This is a genomic window from Variovorax sp. E3, from assembly GCF_016082275.1.
Taxonomy (GTDB): domain Bacteria; phylum Pseudomonadota; class Gammaproteobacteria; order Burkholderiales; family Burkholderiaceae_C; genus Variovorax.
Window position 1 is genome coordinate 1 of sequence record NZ_MOWM01000042.1, and the last position, 19124, is coordinate 19124.

The 19124-nt window shown below is 68.9% G+C and carries 11 protein-coding genes and 4 pseudogenes; 9 read left to right on the top strand and 6 right to left on the bottom strand.

Annotated elements, in window-relative coordinates:
• The first annotated feature begins 88 nt into the window (after positions 1-88).
• The 4 genes and pseudogenes from BMG07_RS16625 to BMG07_RS16640 all read left to right on the top strand — a co-directional run bounded on the left by BMG07_RS16625 (position 89) and on the right by BMG07_RS16640 (position 4863).
• Positions 89-1123 (top strand): ABC transporter permease, encoded by a 1035-nt coding sequence (locus tag BMG07_RS16625; RefSeq protein ID WP_198085506.1) that lies wholly within the window; start codon positions 89-91, stop codon positions 1121-1123.
• A pseudogene (gene yjfF / locus BMG07_RS16630) lies at positions 1120-2147 on the top strand (galactofuranose ABC transporter, permease protein YjfF). Before BMG07_RS16625 ends, yjfF begins: the two are co-directional and overlap by 4 nt.
• Before the next feature lie 35 nt (positions 2148-2182).
• Complete coding sequence (locus BMG07_RS16635; protein WP_198085507.1) at positions 2183-3925, top strand: IlvD/Edd family dehydratase; 1743 nt, start codon at positions 2183-2185, stop codon at positions 3923-3925.
• 20 nt (positions 3926-3945) lie between these two features.
• Positions 3946-4863 carry a dihydrodipicolinate synthase family protein gene (locus BMG07_RS16640; protein WP_198085508.1) on the top strand — a complete coding sequence of 306 codons (918 nt, stop codon included), beginning with the start codon at positions 3946-3948 and terminating at the stop codon, positions 4861-4863.
• A gap of 35 nt (positions 4864-4898) precedes the next feature.
• Here BMG07_RS16640 and BMG07_RS16645 read toward each other — a convergent pair whose 3' ends face one another.
• From BMG07_RS16645 to cphA (BMG07_RS16665), 5 genes and pseudogenes are all read right to left on the bottom strand, one after another.
• The gene (locus BMG07_RS16645; RefSeq protein ID WP_198085509.1) at positions 4899-5186 is read right to left on the bottom strand and encodes a hypothetical protein; all 288 of its coding nucleotides are present in this window, start codon (positions 5184-5186) and stop codon (positions 4899-4901) included.
• Positions 5187-5374: 188 nt separating this feature from the next.
• Positions 5375-5848 carry a hypothetical protein gene (locus tag BMG07_RS16650; protein ID WP_198085510.1) on the bottom strand — a complete coding sequence of 158 codons (474 nt, stop codon included), beginning with the start codon at positions 5846-5848 and terminating at the stop codon, positions 5375-5377.
• Between the two features lie 110 nt (positions 5849-5958).
• Positions 5959-6375 (bottom strand): hypothetical protein, encoded by a 417-nt coding sequence (locus BMG07_RS16655; protein WP_198085511.1) that lies wholly within the window; start codon positions 6373-6375, stop codon positions 5959-5961.
• A gap of 155 nt (positions 6376-6530) precedes the next feature.
• Positions 6531-9097, bottom strand: a pseudogene (gene cphA, locus BMG07_RS16660) (cyanophycin synthetase).
• 39 nt (positions 9098-9136) lie between these two features.
• Positions 9137-11428 (bottom strand): cyanophycin synthetase, encoded by a 2292-nt coding sequence (gene cphA / locus BMG07_RS16665; protein ID WP_198085512.1) that lies wholly within the window; start codon positions 11426-11428, stop codon positions 9137-9139.
• Between the two features lie 85 nt (positions 11429-11513).
• On the opposite strand from cphA (BMG07_RS16665), the pseudogene BMG07_RS16670 reads away from it, so the two are divergent.
• The 3 genes and pseudogenes from BMG07_RS16670 (at position 11514) to BMG07_RS16680 (ending at position 15445) form a co-directional block, all read left to right on the top strand.
• Positions 11514-13801: pseudogene (locus BMG07_RS16670) on the top strand (ABC transporter ATP-binding protein).
• Positions 13798-14277 carry a DUF1854 domain-containing protein gene (locus BMG07_RS16675; RefSeq protein WP_198085513.1) on the top strand — a complete coding sequence of 160 codons (480 nt, stop codon included), beginning with the start codon at positions 13798-13800 and terminating at the stop codon, positions 14275-14277. The pseudogene BMG07_RS16670 and the gene BMG07_RS16675 overlap by 4 nt, the downstream one beginning before the upstream one ends.
• Positions 14278-14440: 163 nt before the next feature.
• Entirely contained in the window at positions 14441-15445 is a 1005-nt protein-coding gene (locus tag BMG07_RS16680) for an AraC family transcriptional regulator (protein ID WP_198085514.1), read from the top strand.
• A gap of 57 nt (positions 15446-15502) precedes the next feature.
• On the opposite strand, the gene BMG07_RS16685 is transcribed toward BMG07_RS16680, so the two are convergent.
• Positions 15503-16693, bottom strand: a complete 1191-nt coding sequence (locus BMG07_RS16685) for an ABC transporter substrate-binding protein (protein WP_198085515.1) — start codon at positions 16691-16693, stop codon at positions 15503-15505.
• A gap of 185 nt (positions 16694-16878) precedes the next feature.
• On the opposite strand from BMG07_RS16685, the gene BMG07_RS16690 reads away from it, so the two are divergent.
• Complete coding sequence (locus BMG07_RS16690) at positions 16879-18141, top strand: dienelactone hydrolase family protein (protein ID WP_198085516.1); 1263 nt, start codon at positions 16879-16881, stop codon at positions 18139-18141.
• Positions 18138-19102: pseudogene (locus BMG07_RS16695) on the top strand (2Fe-2S iron-sulfur cluster-binding protein). The gene BMG07_RS16690 and the pseudogene BMG07_RS16695 overlap by 4 nt, the downstream one beginning before the upstream one ends.
• The last annotated feature ends 22 nt before the right edge of the window (positions 19103-19124 follow it).

Sequence of the window (19124 nt, forward strand, 5' to 3'; positions counted from 1 at the left end):
CGCGCGGCCTTCACCATCGCGCGGCGTCGGCGGCCGCTTGCCCCCATCCCAGCCTTCCCCCAAAGGGGGAAGGAGCAAGGCAGACGATATGAGCCGCTTTTCCTCTTTCATGAGCCACCGCCTCGCCTGGCCCATCGTCACGCTGCTGCTCCTGCTGGCGGTCAACACCGCCTTCAACGCCAGCTTCCTGCACCTCGAATGGCGCGACGGCCATCTCTACGGCAGCCTCATCGACATCCTCAACCGCGCGGCACCACTCGTGCTCGTGTCGCTCGGCATGACGCTGGTCATCGCCACGCGCGGCATCGACATCTCGGTGGGCGCGGTGGTCGCCATTGCCGCCGCGCTCGCGGCCTGGATGATCGGCGGGTCTGTCGCCAACGACGTGAGCCGGTTCCCGATGCCGCTCGCCATCCTCGCGGCCATCGGCATCGCGTTGCTGTGCGGGCTGTGGAACGGCCTGCTGGTGGCCAAGGTGGGCATGCAGCCGATCATCGCGACGCTGATCCTGATGGTGGCCGGGCGCGGCATCGCGCAGCTGATCGCCGACGGGCAGATCATCACGATCTACTACAAGCCTTTCTTCTTCCTCGGCAGCGGCTATCTGCTGGGGCTGCCGTTCTCGCTGTTCATCGTGGCGGCCGTGTTCGTGCTGCTGTATCTGGCCATCACGCGAACGGCGCTGGGGCTGTTCATCCAGGCGGTGGGCATCAACCCGACGGCGGCGCGCGTGGCGGGCATCCAGGCGCGGCGGCTGATCGTCGGGGCCTATGCGTTCTGCGGGGCTTGCGCCGGCGTGGCGGGCTTGCTGATCAGCTCCAACGTCAAGAGCGCGGACGGCAACAACGCGGGACAGCTGATCGAGCTCGACGCGATCCTTGCGGTGACGCTGGGCGGCACGGCGCTGACCGGCGGGCGCTTCAGCCTCGTCGGCAGCGTGATCGGGGCGCTGATCATCCAGACGCTGACCTACGCGATCTACTCGCTGGGGGTGCCGCCGGAGATCAACCTCGTGGTGAAGGCGGGCGTGGTGTTCGCGGTGATGCTGCTGCAGTCGCCGGAGTTCAGGGCGCAAGTGCGGGCGCTGGTGCAGCGGCCCGCGCACGAAGGGGCGAAGGCATGAGCGCGGTGATCGATGCGGCACCCTCGCCCCAACCTTCTTCCGCAGGCCGCAGAGGGGGCAAGAGGGGGCTCAATCCGAAGTACCTGCCGCTGGCGGCGACGATCTCGCTGTTCGTGCTCGTGGCCACGCTGGGCTCCGTTTTCTACGACGGTTTCTTCTCGGCCCAGGTGTTCCTCAACCTGCTGATCGACAACGCCTTTCTCATTGTCGTCGCCGTCGGCATGACCTTCGTGATCCTCTCGGGCGGCATCGACCTGTCGGTGGGCTCGGTGATCGCGCTCACCACCATGGTCTCGGCCTCGCTGGTCGAAAAGCACGGCTGGAGCCCCGGCATCGTCATTCCGCTGGTGCTGGTGATGGGCACGCCTTCGGCGCGTTCATGGGGTTGCTGATCGAACGCTTTCGGCTGCAGCCGTTCATCGTCACGCTGGCGGGCATGTTCCTGGCGCGCGGGCTTTGCTACCTCATCAGCATCGACTCGATCAGCATCACCAACGAGTTCTATTCGGAGGTCTCGCAGATCCGCATTCCGGTCTGGGGCGAGGCCTCGGTGTCGATCAGCGCGGTGATCGCCGTCGTGGTGCTGCTGGCCGCGGTGTTCATCGCGCACTGCACGCCGTTCGGGCGCGCGGTGTATGCCATCGGCGGCAGCGAGCATTCGGCCATGCTGATGGGCCTGCCGGTGCGGCGCACGCTCATCGGCGTGTACACGCTCTCGGGTTTCTGCTCGGCGCTGGCGGGCGTGATCTTCACCTTCTACATGCTCTCGGGCTACGGCCTGCACGCGGTGGGGCTGGAGCTCGACGCCATCGCGGCGGTGGTGATCGGCGGCACGCTGCTCACGGGCGGCGTGGGCTATGTGGCGGGCACGCTGTTCGGCGTGCTGATGCTCGGGATCATCCAGACGCTGATTTCCTTCGACGGTACCTTGAGCTCGTGGTGGACGCGCATCGTGGTGGGCGCGCTGCTGTTCGTTTTCTGCCTCCTGCAACGCTTCTTCACCTCGCGCGCGCCACGGCGCTGATTCAAGAACCAAACCAACGAGCAACCAGAAAAGAAATGACGACACCCAAGAAACTGCGATCGACCGAGTGGTTCGGCTCGGCCGACAAGAACGGCTTCATGTACCGCAGCTGGATGAAGAACCAGGGCATTCCGGACCACGAGTTCGACGGCCGGCCGATCATCGGCATCTGCAACACCTGGTCGGAGCTCACGCCGTGCAACGCGCACTTTCGCAAGATCGCGGAGCACGTGAAGCGCGGCATCTCCGAGGCGGGCGGCTTCCCGGTCGAGTTCCCGGTGTTCTCCAATGGCGAGTCGAACCTGCGGCCCACCGCGATGCTCACGCGCAACCTCGCGAGCATGGACGTGGAAGAGGCGATTCGAGGCAACCCGGTCGATGCGGTGGTGCTGCTCACGGGCTGCGACAAGACCACGCCCGCGCTGCTGATGGGCGCGGCGAGCTGCGACATCCCGGCCATCGTGGTCACGGGCGGGCCGATGCTCAACGGCAAGCTCGACGGCAAGAACATCGGCTCGGGCACGGCGGTGTGGCAGCTGCACGAATCCTTGAAGGCGGGCGAGATCAACCTGCACCAGTTCCTCTCGGCCGAGGGCGGCATGTCGCGCTCGGCGGGCACCTGCAACACCATGGGCACGGCCTCGACCATGGCCTGCATGGCCGAGGCGCTGGGCACTTCGCTGCCGCACAACGCGGCGATTCCAGCGGTCGATGCGCGGCGCTACGTGCTCGCGCAGATGTCGGGCATGCGCGTGGTCGAGATGGCCAAGGAAGGGCTCACGCTGTCGAAGATCCTGACGCGCGAAGCCTTCGAGAACGCCATTCGCGTGAACGCGGCCATCGGCGGATCGACCAATGCGGTGATCCACCTGAAGGCGATCGCGGGGCGCATCGGCGTCGAGCTGGAGCTGGAAGACTGGACGCGCATCGGCGCCCATACGCCGACCATCGTCGACCTGATGCCCTCGGGGCGCTTCCTGATGGAGGAGTTCTATTACGCCGGTGGCCTGCCCGCCGTGCTGCGCCGCCTGGGCGAGAACGGCCTGCTGCCGCACCCCGATGCGCTGACCGTCAACGGCCAGTCGATCTGGGACAACGTGCGCGAGGCGCCGAGCCTTGACGACGAAGTGATCCGCCCGCTCGACAAGCCGCTGATCGCCGATGGCGGCATCCGCATCCTGCGCGGCAACCTGTCGCCGCGCGGCGCGGTGCTCAAGCCCTCGGCGGCCACGCCCGAGCTGCTGAAGCATCGGGGCCGGGCGGTGGTGTTCGAGAACCTGGAGCACTACAAGGAGCGCATCGTCGACGAAGACCTCGACGTGGACGCAAGCTGCGTGCTCGTGCTCAAGAACTGCGGCCCCAAGGGCTACCCCGGCATGGCCGAGGTCGGCAACATGGGCCTGCCGCCGAAGCTGCTGCGCCAGGGCATCAAGGACATGGTGCGCATTTCGGACGCGCGCATGAGCGGCACGGCCTACGGCACGGTGGTACTGCATGTCGCGCCCGAGGCCGCCGACGGCGGGCCGCTGGCAGCGGTGCGCGACGGCGACTGGATCGAGCTCGATTGCGACGCGGGCCGGCTGCACCTGGACATCAGCGACGAGGAACTGGCGCAGCGCCTGGCCTCGCTTTCCGCATCGGACGCGCAGCCGATGAGCACGCGCGGCGGCGGCTACCAGAAGCTCTACGTCAACCACGTGCTGCAGGCCGACGAGGGCTGCGACTTCGACTTTCTCGTGGGCTGCCGCGGCGCCGGCGTTCCCCGTCATTCACATTGATCGATTCACTCTCTCACACCATGACCCCCAGATACCGCGGCATCTTCCCGGTGGTGCCCACCACCTTCACCGAGCAGGGCGCGCTCGACCTCGAAAGCCAGAAGCGCTGCGTCGATTTCATGATCGACGCGAGCTCCGACGGGCTGTGCATCCTCGCGAATTTCTCCGAGCAGTTCGTGCTGTCCGACGACGAGCGCGAGGTGCTCACGCGCACGGTGCTCGACCACGTGAAGGGCCGCGTGCCGGTGATCGTGACCACCACGCACTACAGCACCCAGGTGTGCGCCGAGCGCAGCCGCCGCGCGCAGGACATGGGCGCGGCCATGCTGATGGTGATGCCGCCGTACCACGGCGCGACCTTCCGCGTGCCCGAGCCGCAGATCTTCGAGTTCTATGCGCGGCTGTCGGACGCGGTGGGCATTCCCATCATGATCCAGGACGCGCCGGCCAGCGGCACGGTGCTGTCGGCGCCGTTTCTTGCGCGCATGGCCAGGGAGATCGAACACGTCGCGTACTTCAAGATCGAAACCGCCGGCGCGGCCGCCAAGCTGCGCGAGCTGATCCGCCTGGGCGGCGATGCCATCGAAGGTCCGTGGGACGGCGAGGAAGCCATCACGCTGATGCCCGACCTCGACGCGGGCGCGACGGGCTCGATGACCGGCGGTGGCTACCCGGACGGCATTCGCCCGATCATCGAGGCGCACCGCGCGGGCGACCGCGACAAGGCCTTCGCGCTGTACCAGCAGTGGCTGCCGCTGATCAACTATGAAAACCGGCAAGCCGGCCTGCTGGCCTGCAAGGCGCTGATGAAGGAGGGCGGCGTGATCGCGTGCGAAGCGCCGCGCCACCCGTTGCCGCCCCTGCACCCCGACACGCGCGCCGGCCTGATCGAGACCGCGAGGCGGCTCGATCCGATGGTGCTGCGCTGGGGGAGGTGAGAAAGAAGAAAAAAGAAAGGGGGGGCGCAAGCCGCTCAGGCTCCGGGCGCGGCGGCGGCGTTGCTGCCGCCGCTCTTGTCGAGCTCGCTGACTTGCAGCGACAGGTCGAACAGCTTGGACTTGCTGGCGTAGTAGCGGTCGAGCCGCCATTCCTTCAGGATGTCCATGGCGAGCTGGAAGCTCTTGTAGTCGAGGTTGTAGAGCGTGATCAGCTCGAAGCTGCGTTCGGACTCGAGCGCCAACACGAGCTGGGCCAGGATCTTGGCCGATTCGTTGGCCGGGTCCGTTTCGATGAATCGGCGAGCGACCTTGATGGCATTCATGGGAAAGGGTTCCTCGGTAGGCAGGCAGGCAGGGACCGAGAACTATAGCTAGCAGCTTCCTGCCTTTTATGACAGTCTCGTGACAATCGAGGGCATCCATCGGGGTTTTCCCTTGATTCACGGCCAGAGCCCCTCTGACGCGCAGAGAGGCTCCGTAAGGCGATGCCGTTGCTGATTTATTTCTCGGATCAGCGCATCGGCCGTTCGGGCATGGGCATCGGCATGGGTCTCGGCATCGGCGCCGGCATAGGCATCGGCTGTGCCATGGGGGCCGGCATCACGGTGGTGGTGACCGATTCGCGAATCACGCCGCCGCCCATCACGCTGCCGTCGACCATGGCGCGGGAGTCGCCGCTGCTGCCGAGCACGCGGGCCTCGCACGCGGAACGCTCGGTCGGCGGCTGCAGGCTGCAGCGTGCCAGGGCGTTGGCGCGGTAGTCGGGCGCGCTGGTGAGGCCGCCGCGAGCGGCCGCCTGGCGGGCTGCGCCGGCTTCGCGGATGCAGGCGGCACGGTCCTGCTGGTTGTGGCCGCAAACGGCCAGTTCCTGCTGGTAGGTGCTGGACGATTCACCGCGCGGCGATGCCGCCGAGGCGATCGTGGTGGCGGCCAGGCCGCTGATGGCGAGCAGGGCAAAGATCATCGAACGCATATTGCTTTTCATGGACGGCTCCTTGGAACGAGCAAAAAGAAAAACCGGGGACATGCGGGACGGAACGGGTTGGACAGGCCGGACGGCGCCGGGTTCATTCAACGCGAGGGTCAACGCGGGGTTCAGCGCGCCGGTTGCACCGGTTGTGCCGGCAATGGCGTCACGGTTTCGCGGATCACGCCGCCGCCCATCACGCTGCCTTCGGTGGTGGTGCGGGCGCCGCCCTTGATGCGGGCTTCGCACTCGGGCTGGTCGGGGCCGGGTTGTTCGCTGCAGCGGGCCAGGGCATTGACCTGCTCGCGCGGGGCGCTGGGCGTCGTCAGGCCGTTGCGCCGGGCTTCCTGGCGGGCGGCGCCGGCCTCACGCAGGCAGGCCGCGCGGTCTTGCTGCACGCCGTCGCAGGTGGCGCGCTCCTTCTGCAGGCGGGCGTCGGAGCCCGGGGCCTGGGCGCTGGCGGTCTGCGCCCCGAAAACGAGGAAACCACTGGCGGCGAAGAGGGCCGTGGCCGAAAGAAAAGAACGAACTGTTGTTGTCGTCATGCGGGCTCCTTGGTTGGGGCACGCCCTGCGTGATGAGGTGCGTGACCGGAGCCACAGTGTGGTGTCGGGCGGGGGCGGCAGTCTGTGGGACAGTCGCACCCCCGGACCGGGCCGGACGCGCCCATCGGTGTGGGACGTGTCCGGCAAGCGGCGGGTCAGCCCGCCGCGATGCGCTGTGCCAAGTGAGCGAGCGCTTCCTCGACCTGGTCGACCAGGATCAGCGACAGGTCGCCGGGCTGCAGCCGCGCCAGCGCCGTGTCGATGGCGACGAACTCGCCGCGGATCTCGTCGATGTGGCGCGTGCGCGCCGCGCCCTGCAGGCCCTGGCGCAGCAGCGCCATGACTTCGCCGTCGGCGCGGCCGCGCTGCGCCGCGTCCTGGTAAAGGATCACGTCGTCGAAGGCTTCGCCGAGGATGGCCGTCTGGTCGCGGATGTCGGAGTCGCGGCGGTCGCCCGCGCCGCTGATGACCACCGAGCGCTTGTTGGCCGGCATGGTGTCCACGGCCGACACCAGCGCGCGCATGGCGTCGGTGTTGTGGCCGTAGTCGGCGATCACGGTGGCGCCGCGGTAGTCCATGACGTTGAAGCGCCCCGGCACGCCGGCCGCGTCGTTCATGAAGCTGGCCAGGCCGCTGCGATGGTGTCCCAATCGAGGCCCACGGCCCACGCGGCGGCCACCGCGGCCATCACGTTGTCGACCTGGAAGCCGATGGTGCCGCCGCGCGTGATCGGCACGTCGCGCAGCGCGATGCGTTCGCGCCACGAGCCTTCGGCGGCCACCAGCGTGTCCTGGTCGACGTACACGGTGCGCTTGCCCTGCGCGCGGTGCGTGGCCATGACCGAGTGCATGCGGTCGGCGGTGAAGAAGATCACGTGGCCGGGGCAGCCCGCGGCCATGGCGGCCACGTTCGGGTCGGCGGCGTTGAGCACGGCGTAGCCGTCGGCGGCCACGTTGCGCACGATCACGCGCTTGAGCACCGCGAGGTCTTCGACGGTGGTGATGTAGTTCAGGCCCAGGTGGTCGCCGCTGCCGATGTTGGTGACCACGGCCACCTGGCAGCGGTCGAAGCCGAGGCCTTCGCGCAGCACGCCGCCACGGGCCACTTCGAACACGGCCGCGTCGACGTCGGGGTGCATCAGCACGTTGCGCGCGCTCTTGGGGCCGCTGCAGTCGCCGCTGTCGGTCTGGCGGCCGTCGACGTACACGCCGTCGGTGTTGGTCATGCCGGTGCGCAGGCCGCTCGATGCCAGCAGATGGTTGATCAGGCGCGCGGTGGTGGTCTTGCCGTTGGTGCCGGTGACGGCGACCACGGGAATGCGGCCGTCGTCGCCGTGCGCGAACAGGGTGTCCATCACCGCTTCGCCGACCGCGCGGCCACGGCCGAACGAGGGCGAGATGTGCATGCGCAGGCCCGGCGCGGCGTTGACCTCGACCACGCCGCCGTGCTGCTCCTCGAGCGGGCGCAGCACGTTCTCGCAGACCATGTCGACGCCGCAGATGTGCAGGCCGACCATCTGCGCCGCGTCGACCGCGCGCGCCGCCACTTCGGGGTGCACGGTGTCGGTCACGTCGGTGGCGGTGCCGCCGGTCGAGAGGTTGGCGTTGTTGCGCAGCACCACGCGCTGGCCGCGCGCGGGCACGCTGTCGGGCGCAAGGCCCTGTGCTTCGAGCCGGCCGATGGCGATGTCGTCCAGGCGGATCTTGGTGAGCGAGGTGGCGTGGCCCTCGCCGCGGCGCGGGTCGAGGTTCACGGTGTCGATCAGCTGGCGCACGGTGGCGCTGCCGTCGCCGATCACCTGCGGCGGGTCGCGGCGCGCGGCGGCCACGAGGCGGTCACCCACCACCAGCAGGCGGAAGTCGAAGCCGGGGAGGAATTTCTCGACCATCACTTCGCCGTAGACGGCGGCCGAGTCGTAGGCCGAGGTCAGCGCTTCGCGCGTGGTGATGTTGACGGTCACGCCCTTGCCCTGGTTGCCGTCCTGCGGCTTGACCACGACCGGCAGGCCGATTTCGAGCGCGGCGGCCCAGCCGTCGGCGGCGTCGCTCACGGGGCGGCCCAGCGGCACCGGCACGCCGGCGGCGTTGAGCAGCTGCTTGGTCAGCTCCTTGTCCTGCGCGATCGATTCGGCCACGCCGCTGGTGCTGTCGACCTCGGCGGCCTGGATGCGGCGCTGCTTGGAGCCCCAGCCGAACTGCACCAGGCTGCCTCTGGTGAGGCGGCGGTACGGAATGCCGCGCGCCACGGCGGCGTCGACGATGGAGCCGGTGCTCGGGCCCAGGCGCTCGGACTCGTCGAGGTCGCGCAGCTCGGTGATGGCGGCGTCGGCGTCGAAGGGCGTGTCGGCCTGCGCGGCCGCAATGAGTTGCTCGGCCAGTTCGACGGCGCGGCGGCCCACGGCCTCTTCGCTGTACTGGAACACGACCTGGTAGACGCCTTCTTCCACCGTGGGCGAGGTGTGGCCGAAGTTCACGGCGCAGCCGGCCTGGGCCTGCAGCGCCACGGAGGCGTTCTCGAGCACGTGGGCCAGCGCCAGCGGCTGGCCCAGCACCATCGGGTGCAGCTCGCCGATGGTCGGGAAGCGCGCGCGCAGGCGGTCTTCGAAACCGGCCAGCTTGCTGATGGCGTTCTCGTCGCCGTGGCAGGCCACAACCGCCTCGATGGTGGTGTGGCGGCTCCAGAGATTGGGCCCGCGAAGGGCTCGGATGCGGGTGACTTTCATGGGGCGGCGAAGGCTACGGTCTGGCGAGGCACGAAGGCCTCAGGCGAACTGGGGTTGGAGGGGCTGGGTCTGCGACAGCTGCAGCGACGCGAGCGCGGCTTGCAGGTCGGCTTCGAAGGCTTCGACGCCGGCGCCGATCAGGTTCAGCGGAATGCCCATGGCCCAGGCCGCGGCCACGGCGGCCAGCAGGCTTTCCAGGCTCACGCCGGCATGGGTGGCGCGCCACACGGTCAGCCGGCCGAGGCCCGGCAGGAACGATTCGCTGCTGCCGTTGGCCAGCACCACGCGGTCCTGGCGCACCAGCACGGCCTTGCCGCCGGTGCTCTGGTGCGCGGTGAGCGCGGGGGCCTGCGGGTCGGCCGCATAGAGGATGACGGCGCCGTCGCACAGCGGCGCCAGGCCGGCCACGCGTTCGTCGGCCGCGTTCAGCACGGCGGTGCCTTCGGACAGCACCACGTCGACCTGCGTGCGCAGCACCTTGACCATCTGGTCGCTCTCGGTGATGTCGTAGTCGGCCAGGGCTTCGGAGCCTTCGAGGTCGGTGACGATGCCGACTTCGCAGCGGTCGTAGGACAGGCCGTCGCGCAGGATGGTTTCGGCGCCGTTCTCGATCACCACCGCCTGCACGGCGCGGTTCACGAGCAGGCGGTGGCCGGCGTCCCAGTTGGCGCTGTCGCGTGCGTCGACGCGGCGGCGCTCCAGGAACAGGCCGTCGCGGCAGGCCAGGCCGGTGTGGCGCCCGCCCAGGCCGATCAGCCAGGCCACCAGGCGCGCCAGCACGGCGGTGTCGCGCGAGCCGGCCACGCCGACCACGGGAATGCGGCCGGGGGCGTCGTTGGGGAACAGGTGGTCGCAGATGGCGCGGCCCACCGGGCGGGGCGAACCCACGGCCGGCTTCAGGTGCATCAGGAGGCCGGGGCCGGCGTTGACTTCGACGATGGCGCCGCGCTGCGGGCCCAGCGGCTTGGAAATGTCCTGCGCCACGAGGTCGATGCCCGCGATGTCCAGGCCCACCACGCGCGCGGCCAGCACGGCGGCGTGCGCGACTTCGGGGTGAACCTGGTCGGTGCAGTCGTTGGCCATGTTGCCGTTGCGCTGGATCGTCACCACGCGGCCGGCGGCCGGCACGGCGTTGGCGTCGAGTTCCTGGCGCTTGAGCTCGAGCTGCAGCTTGGCGTCGGTGTCGATCACGATCACGTCGAGCGGGAACTCTTCTTCGGCGCCGCGGCGCGGGTCGCTGTTGAGCTGCTTGTCGATCAGGTCGCGCACGCTGCTCTTGCCGTCGCCGGTCACGGTGATGATCTCGCCGCGCGCGGCCGCCACCACTTCGCCGCCCACCACCAGCAGGCGGTGTTCGTGGCCGCGAATGAAGCGCTCGACCATCACGTCGCTGCCTTCGGGCTCGGCCACCGCGAAGGCGGCCATGACTTCTTCGCGCGTGGTCAGCTCCAGCGACACGCCGCGGCCGTGGTTGGCGTCCGACGGCTTCACCACCACCGGCAGGCCGATGTCCTCGGCGGCTTCCCAGGCTTCCTCGGCGCTTTCGACGATCTGGCCTTCGGGCACGGGCACGCCGCAGCTGGCGAGCAGGGACTTGGTCAGTTCCTTGTCGCTGGCGATCGATTCGCCGATGGCGCTGGTGTAGTCGGTCTCGGCGGTCCAGATGCGTTGCTGGTTGGCGCCGTAGCCCAGTTGCACCAGGTTGCCGCTGTTCAGGCGCATGTGCGGAATGCCGCGGTCGGTGGCCGCGGCCACGATGGCGGCGGTGCTCGGGCCGAGGTAGCAGTCCTCGACGCTGGCCTTGACCGCGTCGACGGCCTTTTGCACGTCGGCGGCGCTGAACGGGTCGTTGTTGATGGCGGCCATCAGCAGCTTGTGGCCTTCGGCCAGCGCCACGCGGGCGACCTGCTCGTCACGCGCGCGGAACACCATGCGGTACACGCCGTGTTCGGAGGTACTGCGGGTTTGCCCGAAGCCGGTCGGCATGCCGGCCAGGTTCAGCAGCTCGATGACGACGTGCTCGAGCACGTGGCCCGACCAGGTGCCTTCGGTCAGGCGCTGGATGAAGCCGCCGCGCTCGCCGACGCCGCAGTGGTGCTCGATGAGCGCCGGCAGCAGCCCGGTCAGGCGGTCGGTGAAGCCGTCGATCTTGTTGGAGGGGAAGTCTTCCAGTTGGCCCAGGTCGAGCCAGACTTCGAGCACCGGACGGTAGGTCCAGAGGTTGGGACCGCGCAAATAATTGATGCGCAGCAATTGGATGTCGTCGAAACGGGTCATGCAAACGTTCGATGTGCTTTGGCCGAGCACCACGGCGCCTTCAAGCGCGCCCATGGCAATCGGTCAGAATCGGCGCCCGACAAAGGGCGCCATGACGCGGTCCATGCGGCCCGCGACGGGCAAGAGTCAAAGAAACACAATGCAACATCACGATCCAGTCGGCACCCGGGAGGGCGAAACAGAGGCGGCTTCAGCTGCGCTGAAAAACCGGCTCGCAGTCGCGGAAAACGTTCTGGTAATACTGTCGGTTGACCTCGACGACCAACTTCGCTTCGCTTGCGGCCTAGTCGCCCTCACTGACCGGAGGCTGATCGCCCTCGAACCCGGCGGCGAATGGCGTGAGTGGCCACTGACAGACGCGGCCCTGGAGCTGCGCTTGTCCGACCATTCCGGCGTCGGAACCCTTGATTTGACGGGGCCCGCGGGCCGTTTGGGCCGCTGGCGCTACACCCTGGCCCACCAGGTGGCAGCCCTGCGCCTGCTCAAGCTTTTCGGCCAGCGCACGGCCGGTGTCGCCAAGGCGACACAAGAGCCGATCGAGACCGCCGACAGCGACGAGGCCGGCGCCGACACCGAACTCCAGACCCCGCCCTCGACCTGGGTCCTGTTACGTCTGGGCCGTTTTGCCGGGCCGTACCGCAAGCAGCTGATCCTCGGGTTTGTACTGACCCTGATCTCCACCGCCGCCACCCTGGTGCCGCCGTACCTGACCATCCCGCTGATGGACGACATCCTGATTCCGTTCCAGAACGGCCAGAAGATCGACACCATGCGCGTGGGCCTGTACCTGGGCGGCCTGCTGGTCGCGGCGCTGGTCGGCTGGGGGCTGGGCTGGGCGCGCACCTATTTGCTGGCGCTGGTGTCCGAGCGCATCGGCGCCGACCTGCGCACCACCACCTACGAGCACCTGCTGACCCTGCCGCTCGACTATTTCGGCGGCAAGCGCACCGGCGACCTGATGGCGCGCATCGGCTCGGAAACCGACCGCATCAACGTCTTCCTGTCGTTGCACGCGCTCGATTTCGCCAACGACGTGCTGATGATCGTGATGACCGCGGCCATCCTGATTTCCATCAATCCGCTGCTGGCCATGGTCACGCTGGTGCCGCTGCCGTTCATCGCCTGGATGATCCACGTGGTGCGCGACCGCCTGCGCACCGGCTTCGAGAAGATCGACCGCGTCTGGTCCGAAGTGACCAACGTGCTGGCCGACACCATTCCCGGCATTCGCGTGGTCAAGGCCTTCGCGCAGGAACGCCGCGAAGCCGAGCGCTTCCGCGTCGCCAACGCCTACAACCTGCAGGTCAACGACAAGCTCAACCGCACCTGGTCGCTGTTCACGCCCACGGTGTCGCTGCTCACCGAAATCGGCCTGCTCGTGGTCTGGGCCTTCGGCATCTGGCAGGTGGCGCGCGGCAGCATCACGGTGGGTGTGCTCACCGCGTTCATCGCGTACATCGGCCGCTTCTACACGCGGCTCGATTCCATGAGCCGCATCGTCTCGGTCACGCAGAAGGCCGCGGCCGGCGCCAAGCGCATCTTCGACATCCTGGACCACGTGAGCAACGTGCCCGAGCCGGCCAACCCGGTGAAGGTGGAGCGCGTGCAGGGCCGCATCGAGATGAGCGGGCTGGGCTTTCGCTACGGCTCGCGCGCGGTCATTCACGACCTCGACCTGGTGATCGAGCCCGGCGAGATGATCGGCCTCGTGGGCCACAGCGGCTCGGGCAAGAGCACGCTGGTCAACCTGATCTGCCGCTTCTACGACGTGACCGACGGCGCCATCAAGGTCGACGGCACCGACATCCGCCGCTTCGCCGTGGCCGACTACCGCCGCCACGTCGGGCTGGTGCTGCAGGAGCCGTTCCTGTTCTTCGGCACCATCGCGCAGAACATCGCCTACGGCAAGCCCGACGCCACGCGCGAAGAGGTCGTGGCCGCCGCGCGCGCCGCGCATGCGCACGACTTCATCCTGCGGCTGCCGCACGGCTACGACTCGCTGGTGGGCGAACGCGGGCAGGGCCTGTCGGGCGGCGAGCGCCAGCGCATCAGCATTGCGCGCGCGCTGCTGATCGACCCGCGCATCCTGATCCTGGACGAAGCACGTCGGCCGTGGACACCGAGACCGAGAAGGAAATCCAGAAGGCGCTGGACAACCTCGTGCAGGGCCGCACCACCATCGCCATCGCGCACCGGCTGTCGACCTTGCGCAAGGCCGACCGCCTCGTGGTCATGGACCGCGGCGAGGTGGTCGAGGTCGGGCCGCACGACGCCTTGATGGCGAAGCAGGGCGCCTACTGGCGGCTCTACCAGGCGCAACTGCGCCAGGGCGACGACGATGCGAGCGAAGGCGCGGCCGACGAGCGCGCGGGCGCGCAGGCGCCGCTGGTGGTCACGCACGCGGCACATCCGGCGGGGGACGCATGAGCGATCACGACATTCCATCTTTCGAACTCGAACGCGACGCCTTCGGCCGCCTCGTGCTGACCGACGCGCAGGGCGAGCGCCATGTGGGCATCGTGCCCGTGCGCGCGTTTCCGCTGAGCGCGCCGGGGCACGGCGTGTCGCTGGTCGGCGGCGAAGGCCGCGAGCTGGTGTGGATCGACCGCGTCGATCGACTCCCGGCGCAGGCCAAGGCGCTGCTCGAAGAAGAACTCGCGGTGCGCGACTTCGCCCCCACGCTGCTGCGCCTGCACGGCGTGTCCAGCTTCGGCGTGCCCAGCACCTGGACCATCAGCACCGACCGCGGCGAGACCAGCTTCGTGCTCAAGGCCGAGGAAGACATCCGCCGGCTCGAAGGCGGCGCGCTGCTGATCGCCAGCGCGCACGGCGTGCAGTTCCGCATTCCCGACGTGAAGACGCTCGACCGCGCCTCGCGCAAGCTGCTCGAGCGCTTCCTGTAGGGCGGGCAGCCGGCGCGCCCACGGCGCCGGCCGCCCCGGGCAAAGTTCTTGCGTGTGTGGCTGCGCTCCCTGGGCAACTCCCATGGCAGCCGGTGGAATCCGGACGTAGATTCCCTGCAAACACAAGCATTCGCTTTCCCCACTTTGCCCCGCAGGAGTGTCCGTGGACCCATGGTCGAGCCAGCAGCTGTCCCCGTTGTACGGACGCGAGGTCTTCCGTTCCCGCCAGGCGGACGAGACCCATGCGCGCATTGCCCGTGAACTGAAGCCGCACCGAAGCGCATGGGGCCATGGCGACGTCGACACGCTCTTCTGTCGTGCCCAACTGGGCGCACTGTCGCTGTGCATCCTGCGCTACGGCTGCGATGTCGACATCGAGCCCGATGCGCTGGGCGACTTCGTGCTGGTCCAGATGCCGCTGCGCGGGCATGCCGACATCCACGTCGGCAGGCAGGTGCTGCAGATCCACCCCGGCCAGGGCGCGGTGATCTCGGCCCACCGGCCGGTGCGCTTGCGCTGGCATGCCGACTGCGAGCAGCTCATGCTGAAGATCGAACTCAGCCGGCTGCAGGAGGTGGCCCGCCGCGTCTTTTCCGCGCGTGGCACCGACGCCGTGGGCGAGATCGACTTCGACATGCCCCTGCGCCTGGACGACGCGGCCGGCACGCAGTGGTGCCGGATGGTGTCGGGCCTGGCGTCGCTGCTGCCTTCGCCGGACAACCTCGCCGCCTACGACCCGCGCTGGCTCGCGCACTGCGAAGACAACCTGATGCTCTACCTGCTGTGCCACCGGCCCAACTCGGTGCTTCGGCGGCACGACGTGGCGCAGCAAAACTCCGAGGCCGCCGGCCTGCGGCAGCTGCGGCGGGCGGAAGACTTCATGCGCGAGCGGCTCGACGTCCTGCTCTCGCTCGAAGAGGTGGCGCAGGCCGCGGGCGTGACGCGGCGCGGCCTGGGCCAGCTGTTCAAACGCTACCGCGACCTGTCGCCGATGGAAGTGCTGCGCAACATGCGGCTGGACGCCGCGCATGCGCAGCTGGCGCGCCATGACGGCGCGAGCGTGACGCAGGTGGCGCTGAACTGCGGCTTCTCGCACCTGAGCCGTTTCGCGGCCTGCTACCGCGAGCGCTTCGGCCAGCTGCCGCGCGACACCTCGCGCGAGCACTGACCGCTACTTGCTGCGACCGACCGCGACCGACCTCGGCGCGGGCCGGCCGCTCGCGGCTCAGGACTTCATCGGGCACTTGACGGCCGAAGTGTCCTGGTAGTTCTGGAACACGGTGCCGATCACCTTGTTGGCGATGCGTCCGTTGGCGTCCTTGGCGATCACGCGCAGGTAGTAGTTCTGGATCGGGAAGTTGTTGGCGCCGTAGCGGAAGTCGCCGCGCACCGACTTGTAGTTCGCCGCCTTGATCGCCTTGAGCAGCGCGGGCTTGTCCGCCACCTTGCCGCCGATGTCGCGCACGGCCGCGTCCATGGCCATGAGCACGTCGTAGGCCTGGCCCGCGTAGAACGACGGGTTGCGCCCGTTGTTCTGCTGGCGGAATGCCGTCACGAAGCGCTGGTTGGCGGCGTTGTCGAGATCGAAGGACCAATGCGCGGTGTTGAAGAGCCCGAGCATCGGCTCGCCGACGGCCGGGATCATGTCCTCGTCGGCCGAGAACGCGGTGGAGATCAGCGCCACGTCCTTCGACAGCCCCGCGCCGACGAACTGCTTGATGAAGCTCACGCCCATCGCGCCGGGCAGGAAGAAGTAGAGCGCGTCGGGCTTCGACGCGCGGATCTGCGCCAGTTCCGCCGAGTAGTCGAGCTGCCCGAGCTTGGTGTAGAGCTCGTCGCCCGCCGTGCCCTTGAAGGTCTGCTTGAACCCGTTGATCGCATCCTTGCCGCCGGGGTAGCTGGGGGCGATCATCGCCACCTTCTTGAACCCCTTGTCCGAGGCGAACTTGCCGGCCGATTCGTAGTACGCGTCGTTGGGGTACGACGCGCCGAAGAAGTACGGGTTGCAGCGCGCGCCCGAGTAGTCGCTCGGCCCCGCGTTGCTCGACAGGTAGGGCACCTTGGCCGCGAAGAGCGGCGGCCCGACGGCCAGCGCGACCGATGAGCCGACCGGGCCCGTGAACAGGTCGATCTTGTCGCGCAGCAGCATGCGGTCGACCACCTGGCGGGCCGTCTCGGGGTTGCCGCCGGTGTCGGCCTCGACGAACTCGACCGGCACGCCGCCGAGCTTGCCGTCCAGCTGCTTCATCGCGACGGCGAAGCCCGCCTTGGCTTCGGCGCCGCCGACGGCGAACGGACCGGACAGGTCCATCGCGAGACCGACCTTGACTGTTGTCTGTGCCTGCGCGGGTGTGGCCAGCGCGCCGACGGCGATGGCGACGGCCCACAGGGCGGTGGGGATGCTTGCCTGCGACATGAAAGTTCTCTCCTGTGGAGGGCTGTGAACGTGGGGAAGGAATTTGCAGGGCGCAGTCTGTGTGCCGCGGCGGCGCGCCGCTATCCGTTTCGTGCAGCCGCGCCGCCTGCACGAAATGGACAGACAGACGGGCGGGGCGGTCCACAGAATCTGCGCCGAACCCCGCCACTCCAGAGACACCCACGATGAGCGACTACATCGACATTCCGGCCGCCGACGGCCAGCAGACCTTTCGCGGCTACCTCGCCTTGCCGGCCTCGGGGCACGGCCCCGGCATCGTGCTGTGCCAGGAAATCTTCGGCATCAACGACTACGTGCGCGAGGTGGCCGACCTCTACGCCGAAGAGGGCTACGTGGTGCTCGCGCCCGACCTGTTCTGGCGCATGGAGCCGGGCGTCGACCTCGGCTACTCGCCCGAGGAATGGCAGCGCGCCTTCGGCTTCTTCCAGAAGTTCGATCTGGAGGCCGGCGTCGCCGACGTCACCGCGAGCGTGAAGGCGCTGCGCGCGCACCCGGCCTGCAACGGCAAGGTCGGCGCGCTGGGCTTCTGCCTGGGCGGCAAGCTGGCCTACCTGGCGGCCGCGCATTCGGGCGTGGACGCGGCCGTGGGCTACTACGGCGTCGGCATCGAGGGCGCGCTCGACCTGGCGCCGAAGATCGCGTGCCCCATCGCGCTGCACTTCGCCGAGCTCGACCAGTTCTGCTCGCCCGAAGCCCGCGCCCAGGTGCTCGAGGCCTTCGCCGGCAAGCCCGGCGCGCAGATGTACGTCTACCCCGGCGTCGACCACGCGTTCGCGCGCACCGGCGGCGAGCACTTCGACAAGCCTTCCACGCTCATGGCGCACCAGCGTTCCATGGCGTTGTTCAAGGAAGCGATCGGCCCGGTCTACGACCTGTCGGCGTTGTGGGACAAGCACTGCGAATACGAGTTCGCCACGCGCGACGTCGTGGCCACCATGGCCACCATGGTGAGCGAGCCCTACGTCAACCACATCCCGACGATGACCGGCGGCGTGGGCGCCAGGGAGCTGTCGCGCTTCTACAAGCACCACTTCATTCCGAGCACGCCGCCGGACACGCGGCTCACGCCGATCTCGCGCACGGTCGGCGCGACGCAGATCGTGGACGAGATGCTGTTCTGCTTCACCCACACGGTGGAGATCGACTGGATGCTGCCGGGCATCGCGCCCACCGGCAAGCCGGTGGAGATTCCGCTCGTGGCCATCGTGAAGTTCCGCGGCGACAAGCTCTTTCACGAGCACATCTACTGGGACCAGGCCAGCGTGCTGGTGCAGATCGGCCTGCTCGACCCGAAGGGGCTGGCCGTGGCCGGCGTGGAGACCGCGCGCAAGCTGGTCGATGAAACACAGCCGTCGAACACGCTGATGCCGCGCTGGGCGAAGTCCACCGCGCTGACCATCGCCGACCCGGCGCTGCCGCTCGGATGACGCAGGCAGGCGACATGCTGGCGCTGGTGGTGGCGTCGGTCACCCCGCTCACGCCGGCCATCAAGGCCTTCGTGCTGCGCGGCGCGAACGGCGCGCCCTTGCCGGCGTTCACGCCGGGCGCGCACCTGGGCGTGCAGGTGATGCAGCCCAACGGGCATGCCGGGCAGCGCGCCTATTCGCTGGCCAGGCCGCACGGCGATGCGGACAGCTACGAGATCGCGGTGCTGCACGAGCCGCAAGGCGCCGGCGGCTCCGCGTGGATGCACGGCCTGAAGGAAGGCGCGATGCTGAGCGCGCACGCGCCGCGCAACGACTTCGCGCTGCACCGGGGCGAGGCCGCGCCGCTGCTGGTTGCGGGCGGCATCGGCATCACGCCGCTGCTGTGCATGGCGCGGGCGCTGGCGGCCGAGGGCAGGGCCTTCGAGTTCGTCTACGCCACGCGCAGCGCGCAAGCCACGGCCTACCTCCGGGAGGTGCGCGCGCTCGGCGGCACGCTGGTGCACGACGGCGGCGATCCGTCGCGCGGGCTCGACCTGCGCGCGCTGCTCTCGGCGCCTGCACCCGGGCGCACCTGCACGTCTGCGGCCCGCGCGGCATGGTGCAGGCCGTGGTCGACACGGCCCGCGCGCTCGGCTGGCCCGATGCGCACGTGCACTTCGAACTCTTTGCCGGCGCGCTCGAGCAGGCCGGCGACACCGCCTTCGAGGTGCGCACCCTGCGCTCCGGCAAGACGCTGACCGTGCCGCCGGGGCAGAGCCTGCTCGACGTGCTCATCGCCGCCGGCCTCGACCCGCTGTACGACTGCCGCCAGGGCGACTGCGGCGTGTGCGCCGTCGACGTGGTCGAGGGCGTGCCCGACCACCGCGACCATAACCTCAGCCCGCGCGAGAAGGCGGGCGGCAAGACCCTCTGCACCTGCGTGTCGCGCGCGCTGACGCCGCAACTGGTGCTCGACATCTGACGACCCCACGATTCCCGGAGAC